Origin of the sequence: Bradyrhizobium sp. JR4.3 (assembly GCF_040547695.1) — a bacterium.
Taxonomy (GTDB): domain Bacteria; phylum Pseudomonadota; class Alphaproteobacteria; order Rhizobiales; family Xanthobacteraceae; genus Bradyrhizobium; species Bradyrhizobium canariense.
On the sequence record NZ_JBEPQF010000018.1, the window covers coordinates 1 to 12,217 of the forward strand.

The following is a 12,217-nucleotide window of genomic DNA, read 5'->3' on the forward strand; positions in this document are numbered from 1 at the left end:
GTAAACGACTTTGATACCCCTCGACAACCCGTTCGGCACGAGGTTGTCACCCATGTCTTAGGTACGACCTGTTACCTATGTCTCCGGTCTGGACACTGGGGCGCTGGTGCCGCAAGAGGGATTCGAACCCCCGACCCCGTCATTACGAATGACGTGCTCTACCAACTGAGCTATTGCGGCGAACCCTGCCGGGGCCCGCGCGAGGCCGGTCCCGATACGCGCGCTCCTGATATCGGGCGGGGCCCGAATTGGCAAGGTGGAGCCGGCTTCGAAATGCCGCTCAGCCGCCCCAGCGAGACCAGAATCCGCGCCAGCCGCCGGCCTGGGCCTTTGCTTGGTCCCTGGGCGTGCCGATTTGTTCCGTAAATTCATCGCTCGGACCCTCGTCGTCGATCCCGGGATCATCCGGGGCGCGGACGATCGGGATGACGGCGGGAATAGGTGCTTGCGTGGGCTTGCCAAGGTCGGCGCGGGTCCGGAACACCGGCGTCGCGGCTACCGGCGATGATTCGGCGATCTCAGGGGCCGGTTTGACCGGCTCGGCTGGCGTGACGGCCGGCTCTCCCTTTGCCGCTTCGTTGGCAGTTTCCTCGGTGGTTTCCTTGGCGTCCTCCTTGGCTTCAAGAGGCGGCGAATTGTCCTGCGCAGCAGGCACCGGATCCGGCGCCATGACAGCCGGTTCCGCCGGGCTTTCGCTCGGGGCCGCCGTCACCCGCTTCGGCGGCGGAGCCGCCAGCATGGCTTCCTCGAAGGCTGAGGATTCGATCATCGCGCCCCTGTCGGAAGGAAGACTGGCGACCGGCGTTTGCCACTGGAACGCGTCGAGGCGACCGGTGACCGGGGAAACCGGACGCCAGCGATCGCTGACATAACCGTCCGCGGTCCAGGCTGGATCATGGCGGGCGCGCACCGCGCGCAAGGTCCAGGCGCGGGCCCGGCCGCCGTCACCATGCTCGGTGCGCTCGAGCTCGGCCATCAGCAGCGCCACGCGCTGGGTCGGATCGTTGACGTAAGGCGCCAGCACCGCGCGCGCACGGGCGAACTCGGACGCATCGATCGCGGCGCGCGCGATCGCCAGCTGGCCCTCGACATAACCAGTCTTGTCGGCAGGAATTTTGGCGGCGAGCGTCTCGACCCGCTGCAAGCGCTGCCGCGCGGAATCGCCGAGCTTCACATGCGCATAGGCATCGGCGAGATCAGGATGCGGATTGGCGAGCCAGGCAGTTTCCACCAGCTTCATGGCGCGGCGCACCTGATGCGCCTCGCTCTCGAATTTTGCAGCGAGCACCGCGGCCGGAACCAGGGTCGGCGCGAGCTTGACCGCCTGCATCACGCTCTCGCGCGCGACGTCGCGGTCCATCGTTTCCAATTCCAGCGCGCGGGCGGCGAGCAGCACGCCGCGCTGGCGGCGATAGGCCTGCTTGTCGATCAGGCCCGCGGACAGATTCGAATCGAGGATCGCGAGCGCGCCGCTCCAGTCGCCGCGCGCGCAGCGGAAGCCGAGCACCGCATGCGAGGCCCAGGTCGAGAACGGCGACAGCTTGATCGCTTCCTCGGCGATCATCACGGCGCCGACCGCATCGTCGGCGCGCTGCGCCTCGATGAACAGGCCGCGCAGGCCGAGCAGGCGCGTGTCCTCGCGCTCGGCCATGGCACGGAAGACGCGCTGGGCCTCGTCGCGATTGCCCTCGAGTTGCGCCGATTGCGCATGCAGGAGAAGCGCGAGCGGATCGTTTGCGGCCAGCCGCCGCGCGGTATCGGCGTGGCGACGAGCAAGCGCGGTGTCGCCATGGCCGATCGCAAGCAGGCCGTGGGTGATGGCGTGGCGGCCGCGAGCATGGCGCTTTTCGTGACGACGGCGGCGCAGACGCCCCGGAGCGCGCCAGGCCATCGTCAGCAGGCTCCAGACCAGCACGACTGCCGCGGCAAAGAGGCCAAGCAAGAATACGAATCGGGGAAGCGTCGTTGTGGCGCGGAAGGCGCCCGCGGTCAGGACGAGGTCGCCAGGCTGATCGGCGACCCAGGCCGCGCCAGCCGCCGCCAGCGCGATCAGGACGAGGAAGAGGACGATGCGAAGCATGACGATCCCTATACGCGCTGATTGTTGCGCGAACCTTTATTGACCAGGCTTGACGAGATCCGCCATGGCGGCGTCGGCGAATTTGCGTGAGGCTGCGAGCGCGGCGTCACGGGCATCGGCCTTGTCGAGCCAGGCTTGCGCCGGTGCACGATCGGCCTCGGGCAGCGTCTTCAACTCGCGCCGTGCCTCGACGAAATCGTTGCGCAACGCAGCCGCCGTCACTCGCGCGACGATGGCGCCGCGATCGTTGCCGACCCCGTCGGTACGCTCGATGCGGACGAGTTTTGACGCCCCTGCCTGAAGGCGCTCGACGATGCCGGTGCCGCTGGCCGGAGCTTCCGCCGGCGGCGACAATTTCGGCACGATGTTGAGGAGCTCGCGACTCAATGCGACCGGCGTCGGAATGCCTGACGATGCAAAGGTGTCGAGCGGCTTCAGCATATCCGGCTTTGCTGCCAGCGACCGCGCGGCGGCGAGCTGCGATTCGTAGGCGTCGCCGTGGCGAACGGCGACGTCGAGCAGGGCCGCCGCCACCACATGGCGCAGCGGCTTGTCGTCCATCGTCTTCGCGTCAGCGATCTTCTCGTTTTGCTGCGCGAGTTCCGCACGTTCGGTCTTGCTGGCACGCTCGAGCTGCACGAGGCGGTCGTTGAGAGCGGCAACATCAGGCGCGGCAGCGCCTGGCGCCGATTTCGCGTCGTTGAGGGCGCCCGCGGTCTTGTCGGACTGTGCGCGCAGATTGGCGATGTCGCTGCGCAGGCTCGTTGCGGATTTCTCCAGCGCATCGATCCGCGCCAACATGGCCGGATCGGCGGCAGGCTTGCCCGCCTTGGCTTCGACCGCGGCAACGCGCCCGCTCAGCGCGTCAACAGTTGCGCCCGTCACTTGCGGAGCAGCCGGCGGCGCCTGCACCGCAGGCCAGCCCAGCATCCAGCCGACCGCGATCACAATTGCGGCTGCGACAGCGCCGGAGAACGGAGCGATAACCCAGGGTGAAATTGACGGCGATACCGACGCGGACGCAACGGAAGACTCTTCCTCGGCAGGCTGGGGCTGCGGCTCGGCATTGGCCTGTTCGGACTTGCCCTCTTCAGACTTTGCCTCTTCAGATTTGGATTGCTCATGCGCGGCCGGTTCGGTCGCGGCCTCAGGCTCGCCCGCCACCTCCTGCGGCTGGGTCGAGACTTCGGTCGCCTCGAGGTCGATGGTGGGCGGGCTCCGCTTGGCACGGCCGGACTCGGGAGCCAATCCTGCGTCTTCAGGCTTGTCGTCGGCCATCGTGACGGTTCCTCACACTTACCTGCCCTGAACGAACGGATCCGATTGCGTCGGATTCGGCCCGACCTCTTACGCCAAACGGGTACGCAAAGCACGCTCCAAGGTGTCAAATAAGGCATTTTCGTCCGGCGTCGCGGCCACCAGAACCTGCGAGGCACCGGCCTCGCGCAGCACGCCGGCGACGGCCTCGGACAGGCAGCATTGCGGGATCGCCAGAGCCGAGATTTCGACGCCTTCGCCCCGCGCGGCCTCCAGGAAAGCCCGCGCACTGCGCCGGGAGTAGTGCAGCACCGCCCTGATCCCATGGGCGGCAAAGCGCTCACAGACATCGCGCGGCAACAGCTTGATAGGCGCCATACGATAGATCGTCTGTGTGACGACGTTGAAGCCTTCGGCGCTCAGCTCGCCTCCGAGGTCGCGCGACAGATCCGCGCCCGCGAGATAGAGCAACGTGCCCTTTTTCTTCAGCCGCTTGTCGCGCGCGCTCTGCATCACCTTGTCGCGCAGGGCAGTACCGTCGCCGCCGGCGACGATCACCTCGGCAAAGCCGGCATCGCGCGCGGCGGCGGCCGTGTGCTCGCCGACGGCAAACAGCGGCAGCTCCAGCAGACCAAGGTCCTGCAATTGCGGCGCGACGGCACGGATCGCATTGGCCGACGTGACGATGACGGCGCTGTAGCTCGTTTCACTCTCGGCATGGAAGGCGACCGGCTCGAACTTGAGCACCGGCGCGAGCAGCACCACATGACCCCGTGCACGCAGATTTTCCGACGTCGCCTCATTGTCGGGATGCGGCCGTGTGACAAGAATGGACATCGCTTGTGTTCCCGAACCACGTGGCGGTGGCGCTTTCACGAGGAACGGCCGCGCGTGACGATTGCGTTGGCCGACCCCGGAATGCTACCGGACGTACCAGAACTCTGCTTTGCGGATGAGCGCAAGGGGGGTGAGAAGGGCGCAAATTGGATAACAATTCGCCAATGCTGGTACTGGGTATCGAAACCACCTGCGACGAGACCGCCGCGGCGGTAATCGAGCGTGCGCCTGACGGCAGCGGCAAGATCCTGTCCAATATCGTGTGGTCGCAGGTCGAGGAGCATGCCCGTTTCGGCGGGGTGGTACCGGAGATCGCGGCCCGCGCCCATGTCGACCTGCTCGACGGCATCATCGACCGCGCCATGACTGAGGCCGGCATCGACTTCGCCCAGCTCGACGGTGTCGCCGCCGCGGCGGGGCCGGGGCTGATCGGTGGTGTCATCGTCGGGCTCACCACCGCGAAGGCGATCGCGATGGTGCACGATACGCCGCTGGTCGCGGTGAACCATCTGGAGGCGCATGCGCTGACGCCGCGCCTGACTGACGCACTCGAATTTCCCTATTGCCTGTTTCTCGCCTCGGGCGGCCATACCCAGATCGTTGCCGTCACCGGCGTTGGTCAGTATGTGCGCCTCGGCACCACCGTGGATGATGCGATCGGCGAGGCCTTCGACAAGGTCGCGAAGATGCTGGGACTGCCCTATCCGGGCGGGCCGCAGGTCGAGCGCGCGGCCGCCAGCGGCGATCCCTCGCGATTTGGGTTTCCGCGGCCGTTGCAGGGACGCCCCGACGCCAACTTCTCGCTATCGGGATTGAAGACGGCGGTGCGCAACGAAGCAAGCCGGTTGGCCGAGATCACACCGCAGGACGTCAGCGATCTCTGCGCGAGCTTTCAGGCTGCCGTGCTCGACTCCACCGCCGACCGGTTGAGCGTCGGCCTGAAACTTTTCCGCGAGCAGTTCGGCGCGCCGCACGCGCTTGTGGCGGCCGGCGGCGTCGCCGCCAATCAGGCGATCCGCGACGCGCTGCATGACGTTGCGAGGAAAGCCGGAACACAATTGATCATGCCGCCGCCGGCGCTCTGCACCGACAATGGTGCAATGATCGCTTGGGCCGGCGCCGAACGTCTCGCACTCGGCATGACCGACACGATGGAAGCACAGCCTCGCGCGCGCTGGCTGCTCGATGCGAACGCGACGGCACCGGCCGGATACGGCAAGACGCGCGCGGGATTCTAGCAATGACAGCGTTCCAATCGATTGCGGTGATTGGAGCCGGCGCCTGGGGCACGGCGCTGGCGATGGTGGCGGCTCGGGCCGGACGGAACGTGACGCTGTGGGCGCGCAATCCCGAGCACGCGACGCGGATCGCATCGACCCGCGACAATCCGCGGCTGCCGGGCGTGCGGCTTGCTCCGGATATCGTCGTGACGAGCGATCTGGCCCTCGCCGCGCAGGCGGACATGCTGCTGATCGCGGTGCCCGCGCAGCATCTGCGCGGTGCTGTCAACATGCTCGCCTTGCACCTGGAAAAGCCGGTGCCGATCATTGCCTGCGCCAAGGGCATCGAGCACGGCACCCATAAATTCATGGCCGACGTGATCGCCGAGGCCGCGTCCCACGCGCAGCCGGCGATCCTGTCGGGCCCGAGCTTTGCCGACGATGTCGCGCGTGGTCTGCCGACCGCGGTCACGCTGGCGGCGAGGGACGAAGCGCTGGCCAACAGCCTGGTGCAGGCGCTGGGCTCGACGACCTTCCGGCCGTATCACTCCACCGATGTCCGCGGCGTCGAGATCGGCGGCGCCGCCAAGAACGTGCTGGCGATCGCGGTCGGCATCGCGGTCGGGCGCAAGCTCGGCGCTTCCGCCCAGGCCGCCCTCACCACCCGCGCCTTTGCCGAGCTGACACGCCTCGGCCGCGCGCTCGGCGCACGCAGCGAAACACTCACGGGCTTGTCTGGCCTCGGCGATCTGATCCTGACCTGCTCGAGCCCACAATCGCGCAATTTCGCGCTCGGCCTGGCGCTTGGCCGCGGCGATCAGCCGCCCGCCGGCAAGCTTGCCGAAGGCGAATTCACCGCGCCGGTCCTGATCGAGCTCGCGGCTTCGCAAAACATCGAAATGCCAGTATCGGAAGCCGTCGCATCGATCCTGACCGGCAGAAGCACGATCGACGCCGCGATCTCGGGGCTCATGACGCGACCTTTCAAGGCAGAGGAATGAACATGGCGTACTGGCTGGTGAAATCCGAACCATCGGTGTGGTCCTGGGACCAGCAGGTGGCGAAGGGCTCCAAGGGCGAGGCCTGGACCGGCGTGCGCAATTACACCGCGCGCCAGAACCTCGTCGCCATGAAGAAGGGCGACAAGGCGTTCTTCTATCATTCCAACGAGGGCAAGGAGATCGTCGGCATCGCGGAGATCGTCAAGGAAGCCTACCCCGATCCGACCGACAAGACCGAGAAATTCGTCTGCGTCGACATCAAGGCCGACAAGCCGTTGAAGAGTCCGGTGACGATGGCCGCGATCAAGGCCGAGAAGAAGCTCGCCGACATGGCGCTGGTGAAATATTCCCGCCTGTCGGTGCAGCCGGTGACGGCCGAGGAATGGAAGCTCGTCTGCAAGATGGGCGGGATGTAGGCTTAGGTGCTGTAGCCCGGATGAGCGAAGCGATATCCGGGACTACTGCTGCGATCCCACATGTCGCTACGCTCATGCGGGCTACGATATCGGAGTTCGCGTCTCCGGCAGCGCAAACACCTCGCATGGCGCGGCAATGCCGCGCAGGGAATGCGATCCAAGCGCGATCAGAGGCATGTCGGTCTCCGCGGCGAGCGCGCCCGACACCAGCACGGTTCTGCCGAGCGGCTTGCACAATCCTTCGAGCCGGCTGGCGAGATTGACGGCGGGACCGATCGCCGTGAAATCGAGCCGGTTGGCGGCGCCGATATTGCCCCACAGCATTTCGCCGAGATGCAGCGCCGCGCCAAACGCGAGCGGCGGCAGAGCTTGGGCACGGCGCTCCGCATTGAGATACGCCATCCCGGCTTCGGCTGCGCTCGCGGCACGCAGAGCTGCATCGCACGCTTGGCGCGGTGACGCCCCGACCACCGGAAAGATCGCGAGCACGCCGTCGCCGATGAATTTCAGCACCTCGCCGCCGAAGGCGTGAACCGCGCCGGCGATGCGATCGAACCAGGCATCGAGCGCCGCGATGACGTCGGCAGGCGGATTGGTTTCCGACAGGAGCGTGAAGTTGCGCAGATCCGCATAGAGCAGCGCGGCCTGTATGGTCTCGCCGAGATCGCGCCGCAGGGGTGCCGCCAGCACCCGCTCCGCGCTGCGCTTGCCGAGATAAGCATCCAACGTCGCGCGCAACGTGGCACGCGCGGCAAGCACCGCAAGGGGCGTCGCGGCAAAGCGCGCGGCCTGGCGCAATTGCTCGGTCTCGTTTGCGGTGAACGGACGCGGCCCGATCCAGCCGAGCAACGGCCCGTCAGGCCGTCCGACCAAATCTTCGTGCACCTCACCGTCCGCGATGTCGCGCAGCCAGCGGCGGCCGGCATCGTTGGGCGGGTCGGGCGCGAGGCCGCCTGGTGCGAAGCCGAGCGCTTCGATCACCCGGCCGTTCTCCGCGCGCCACAACCAGGTCCGCTTCGCGATCAGCGGATGCGGCACCTCGAGCGTCAGGCTGCCTGCCGCAAGCGGCACGCCGTCGGCGACCAGATGTGCGCCGAGGTCCGCGAGCAGGCGGTCGGCCCCGGCGCTATCGGCGGCGGCGTCGACAAGCCAGGCGAGCGTCGGAGAGAGGTGCACGGCCCGATCATGACGATGCCAGGCCGTCTTTGTCACGGGCAATCCTTGACGGGCCGCTCGCGCGCCGCCATGTCCCAGTGTCAGCCCAGGGATGATCGCCGATGACCGAACCGTTCATAGTGCGACGCGAGACCCAGATTGCCGCCCCACGTGCCACCGTTTTCGCTTACCTGACCGACCCCGAGAAGATTTTGAGCTGGATGGGTTCCGACGCGACCACGGAGCCGCATCCCGGCGGGCTATATCTGCTCAAAGGCATCGGCCCTCGCGGCGGCGTCGCCCGCGGCGCGTTCCGCGAAGTCGTGCCGGTGCATCGGCTCACCTACACGTTTGGATGGGAGGGCGGCCAGGAAGTGCCGCCCGGCTCGAGCCTGATCGAGATCGACCTGATCGAACGCGACGGCGGCACATTGCTGCGCATGACCCATAGCGGGCTGCCGACCGAGGAACAGGCTGCCGCCCACGCGACGGGATGGGCGCATTATCTGGGACGGCTCACGGCAGCAGCCGCGGGCGGCGATCCCGGTCCCGACAACGGCGTTTCCAACAAGGCGTAACGACGCCGAGGTCAGACCGCCGCGGTCGCCACCACCTGCTGTAAAAGCTGCTCGCGCCTGGCCTGCGAGCGCTGGCCCTTCATGGTCGCGGCGAAGCGTTCGAGGATGCCGTCCTCGAACGCGGTGACGATGGTGTCGTGAACATAGCTCTTGCGGCAGATCGCCGGCGTGTTGGAGAGCTGATCGGCGGCGCCGCGGATTGCCTCCAGCACCTGCTTCTTGCGGCCACGCTGGCTGGTCGCCGGCGTGATCCGCGACAGCGATTCCACCACAACCGCAGAGGCCATCAGCGTGCGGAAATCCTTCAGCGAGATCTTGATGCCGGCGATCTCGCGCAGAAACGCGTTCACCTGTGTGGTGCTGACCGCGCGCACGATCCCATAGGGATCGCGATACTGGAACATGCGCTTGCCGGGAACGCCCTGCAAAATGCCGATGGCGCGCACGAGCTTGGCGGCGTCGCACTCCTTGCGCACGGCCTTGCCGCCCTTCGCCTTGAAGGTCAGCACGAAGCTGTCGTCTTCCAGCGAGACGTTGGACTTCAGCAGCGTGGTGGCTCCGCGGGTGCCGTTGAGACGGGCATAGGATTCGTTGCCGGGGCGGATAGCGGTGCGCGCGATCAGTTCGATGACGGCCGAGAGCGCGAACTCGCGGGTCGGCTCGTCGCCCGACAGGAACGCCGAGACCTTGCGCCGGATCTTGGGCAGCGCGCCGACGAGTTTTTCAAGGCGATGCGCCTTGCGTTGCTCGCGGACCTTCTCCCAATCGGCGTGATAGCGATATTGCAACCGACCCGCGGCATCGCGTCCCACCGCCTGGAGATGCGTGCTTGGATCGGCCGAGTAGCGCACCTCGCGATAGGCCGGCGGCACCGCCATGGAATGCAGCCGCCGAATGGTGCGGGGATCGCGGATGTGGACGCCGTTGTGCCGCACGAAGGAATAGCCCTTGCCGCGCCTGATGCGGCGGATGGTCAGCTCGTTCTGGTCGCCGAGCCGCAGGCCCAGTTCCTTGGCAAGGGCCTCGACCGTTGCCCCAGGCGCCGCGTCGAACACTTTTTTCGGGCTGGGGCGGCCGGAACCGGCCGGTTTCGGCCATTGTCCGAGGGCTTTGGCTAGCGCAATGGCTGCAGGATCGGCTGAAGCGGGCCGCAAAGTCCCGAGATTCTGCTGATCCATCATAGTCTTATGCCTTAGCCCTGTCTGTTATCGGTCAATGCCGCTGTTCTGATTTTCGTTCCAAGGGGTCTCGTTGGACCCGGGTTGGCCATTTAGGGTGTTCCGAACCGCATTGCGAGTCCCGAATCAGTGAGAGACGGTTTCTAAATACCTCTGCTGGGTGCATGGCGCTCTGCGCGGGCCCATTCCGACGATCTGGGTAAAGACCCGAAAGCCGCCCGTTGCCCTGTTTCAAAACTGCGACAGTCGCAAGAAGCGGCTTGATCCTCCGCATGGCAGGCTGCTCGCCGAAGGTCCAGCTTGTGCACCTTGTCGGGTCCGGTTAGCCCGACGCATAATCGGTTCAACGATCAAGTCGGCTCGCCAGTGGTCTGTGCTCGGCTTGCCGTATCTGGAGGGAAACATGTCCGAGAAGATCTACGACGTCCCCGCGGAATGGGCGAAGCGCGCCTGGGTCGACCAGGCCCAATACAAGGACATGTACGCCCGCTCGATCTCGGACCCGAACGGTTTCTGGGCGGAGCAGGCCAAGCGCATTGACTGGATGCACGCTCCGACCAAGATCGAGAACGTCTCCTTCGCGCCCGGCAACATCTCCATCAAATGGTTCGAGGACGGCGTTCTCAATGTCGCCCATAATTGCATCGACCGGCATCTCCACAGCCGCGCCAACCAGACCGCGATCATCTGGGAAGGCGACGATCCCTCACAATCCCGGCACATCACTTACAAGGAGCTGCACGACGAGGTCTGCCGGATGGCCAACATCCTGCGCACCCGGAACGTCAAGAAGGGCGACCGTGTCACCATCTACCTGCCGATGATTCCGGAGGCGGCCTACGCGATGCTGGCCTGCGCGCGGATCGGCGCGATTCACTCCGTGGTGTTCGCCGGCTTCTCGCCCGACAGCCTCGCCCAGCGCATCAACGACTGCCAGTCCAAAGTGATCATCACCGCGGATGAGGGCCTGCGCGGCGGCAAGAAGGTGCCGCTGAAGGCCAACGTCGACGCGGCGCTCGCTAAGGCAGACGGCGTCGACTGGGTCGTCGTGGTCAAGCGCACCGGCGGCGCGGTCGAAATGAATCCCTCGCGCGACCTCTGGTACCACGACGCCGCCAAGATGGTGACGACGGAATGCCCGGTCGAGCACATGCACGCCGAGGATCCGCTGTTCATCCTCTACACCTCGGGCTCGACAGGCCAGCCCAAGGGCGTGCTGCACACCTCCGCGGGCTATCTCGTGTTCGCCGCGATGACGCATCAATACGTCTTCGACTATCACGACGGCGACATCTACTGGTGCACCGCCGACGTCGGCTGGGTCACCGGCCACAGCTACATTCTCTACGGACCGCTCGCCAACGGCGCGACCACGCTGATGTTCGAAGGCGTACCGAATTACCCGGATAATTCGCGATTCTGGAACGTCATCGACAAGCACAAGGTCAACATCTTCTACACCGCGCCAACCGCGATCCGCGCGCTGATGCAGAGCGGCGACGCGCCCGTGAAGAAGACCTCGCGCGCCAGCCTGCGCCTGCTCGGCTCGGTCGGCGAGCCGATCAATCCGGAAGCCTGGGAGTGGTATCACCGCGTCGTCGGCGACAACCGCTGCCCGATCGTCGACACCTGGTGGCAGACCGAGACCGGCGGCATTTTGATCACGCCGCTGCCCGGCGCCACGAAGCTCAAGCCGGGATCGGCGACGCAGCCATTCTTCGGCGTGATGCCCGAGATCGTCGATGCCGACGGCAACGTGCTGGACGGCGAGACATCAGGCAATCTGTGCCTGACGCGGTCATGGCCGGGCCAGATGCGCACGGTCTATGGCGACCACGCCCGCTTCGAGCAGACTTATTTCTCGACCTACAAGGGCAAGTATTTCACCGGCGACGGCTGCCGACGCGATGCCGACGGTTATTACTGGATCACCGGCCGCGTCGACGACGTCATCAACGTCTCCGGCCACCGCATGGGTACCGCCGAAGTCGAAAGCGCACTGGTCGCGCATGAGAAGGTGTCGGAGGCCGCCGTGGTCGGCTTCCCGCACGACATCAAGGGCCAGGGCATCTACGCCTATGTGACCCTGATGGCCGGCATCGAGCCGACCGAGGATCTGCGCAAGGAGCTCGTCACCTGGGTGCGCAAGGAGATCGGCCCGATCGCTTCGCCCGACCAGATTCAGTTTGCACCGGGTCTGCCAAAAACGCGCTCCGGCAAGATCATGCGCCGCATCCTGCGCAAGATCGCCGAGGACGAGCCGGGCAGCCTGGGCGACACCTCGACCCTGGCCGATCCCGGCGTGGTCGACGACCTCGTCAAGAACCGGCAGAACAAGAAGTCGGCGTAAAGGCGGTCTCGTGCCCCGGACGCAGCGCAGCGCTCGTTAGCGGTGCGCTGCAGAGCCGGGGCCCATGCAACAGCAGACTCTGAGGCTTTCTGGGTCCCGGCCCTCCGTCGCACCGCTTCGCGCTTTGCCGCGTCCGGGACACGAG

General features: G+C 66.2%; 10 protein-coding genes and 1 tRNA gene. 5 read left to right on the forward strand and 6 right to left on the reverse strand.

The features are described 5' to 3' along the window. Nucleotides 1-104: 104 nt before the first annotated feature. The 4 genes from ABIB91_RS25495 to ABIB91_RS25510 form a co-directional block, all read right to left on the reverse strand. Nucleotides 105-180 (reverse strand) — tRNA-Thr (locus tag ABIB91_RS25495). Between the two features lie 100 nt (nucleotides 181-280). Next, nucleotides 281-2,080, reverse strand: coding sequence for a heme biosynthesis protein HemY (locus tag ABIB91_RS25500; protein WP_354168323.1), 1,800 nt, complete (start codon nucleotides 2,078-2,080; stop codon nucleotides 281-283). A 36-nt stretch (nucleotides 2,081-2,116) separates the two neighbouring features. Further along, on the reverse strand, nucleotides 2,117-3,358 hold the full coding sequence (locus ABIB91_RS25505) for a COG4223 family protein (RefSeq protein ID WP_354168325.1): 1,242 nt from the start codon (nucleotides 3,356-3,358) through the stop codon (nucleotides 2,117-2,119). Between the two features lie 69 nt (nucleotides 3,359-3,427). Continuing rightward, on the reverse strand, nucleotides 3,428-4,174 hold the full coding sequence (locus ABIB91_RS25510; RefSeq protein WP_354168327.1) for a uroporphyrinogen-III synthase: 747 nt from the start codon (nucleotides 4,172-4,174) through the stop codon (nucleotides 3,428-3,430). A gap of 164 nt (nucleotides 4,175-4,338) precedes the next feature. Here ABIB91_RS25510 and tsaD point away from each other — a divergent pair, with 164 nt between their 5' ends. From tsaD to ABIB91_RS25525, 3 genes are read left to right on the forward strand one after another with little or no spacing between them, the layout of a single operon-like run. Next, nucleotides 4,339-5,412: a tRNA (adenosine(37)-N6)-threonylcarbamoyltransferase complex transferase subunit TsaD gene (gene tsaD, locus ABIB91_RS25515; RefSeq protein ID WP_354168329.1), complete on the forward strand. Its 1,074-nt coding sequence runs from the start codon at nucleotides 4,339-4,341 to the stop codon at nucleotides 5,410-5,412. Nucleotides 5,413-5,414: 2 nt separating this feature from the next. Further along, nucleotides 5,415-6,395, forward strand: coding sequence for an NAD(P)H-dependent glycerol-3-phosphate dehydrogenase (locus ABIB91_RS25520; protein ID WP_354168331.1), 981 nt, complete (start codon nucleotides 5,415-5,417; stop codon nucleotides 6,393-6,395). A gap of 2 nt (nucleotides 6,396-6,397) precedes the next feature. Beyond that, nucleotides 6,398-6,811 (forward strand): EVE domain-containing protein, encoded by a 414-nt coding sequence (locus ABIB91_RS25525; protein WP_354168333.1) that lies wholly within the window; start codon nucleotides 6,398-6,400, stop codon nucleotides 6,809-6,811. An 81-nt stretch (nucleotides 6,812-6,892) separates the two neighbouring features. On the opposite strand, the gene ABIB91_RS25530 is transcribed toward ABIB91_RS25525, so the two are convergent. Further along, complete coding sequence (locus ABIB91_RS25530) at nucleotides 6,893-7,987, reverse strand: adenylate/guanylate cyclase domain-containing protein (RefSeq protein ID WP_354168533.1); 1,095 nt, start codon at nucleotides 7,985-7,987, stop codon at nucleotides 6,893-6,895. A 101-nt stretch (nucleotides 7,988-8,088) separates the two neighbouring features. Between ABIB91_RS25530 and ABIB91_RS25535 the strand changes: the two genes are divergently transcribed. Continuing rightward, on the forward strand, nucleotides 8,089-8,544 hold the full coding sequence (locus tag ABIB91_RS25535) for an SRPBCC family protein (protein ID WP_354168335.1): 456 nt from the start codon (nucleotides 8,089-8,091) through the stop codon (nucleotides 8,542-8,544). 11 nt (nucleotides 8,545-8,555) lie between these two features. Here ABIB91_RS25535 and ABIB91_RS25540 read toward each other — a convergent pair whose 3' ends face one another. Continuing rightward, complete coding sequence (locus ABIB91_RS25540) at nucleotides 8,556-9,725, reverse strand: DNA topoisomerase IB (protein ID WP_354168337.1); 1,170 nt, start codon at nucleotides 9,723-9,725, stop codon at nucleotides 8,556-8,558. A gap of 400 nt (nucleotides 9,726-10,125) precedes the next feature. On the opposite strand from ABIB91_RS25540, the gene acs reads away from it, so the two are divergent. Then, nucleotides 10,126-12,072, forward strand: a complete 1,947-nt coding sequence (gene acs / locus ABIB91_RS25545; RefSeq protein ID WP_354168339.1) for an acetate--CoA ligase — start codon at nucleotides 10,126-10,128, stop codon at nucleotides 12,070-12,072. The last annotated feature ends 145 nt before the right edge of the window (nucleotides 12,073-12,217 follow it).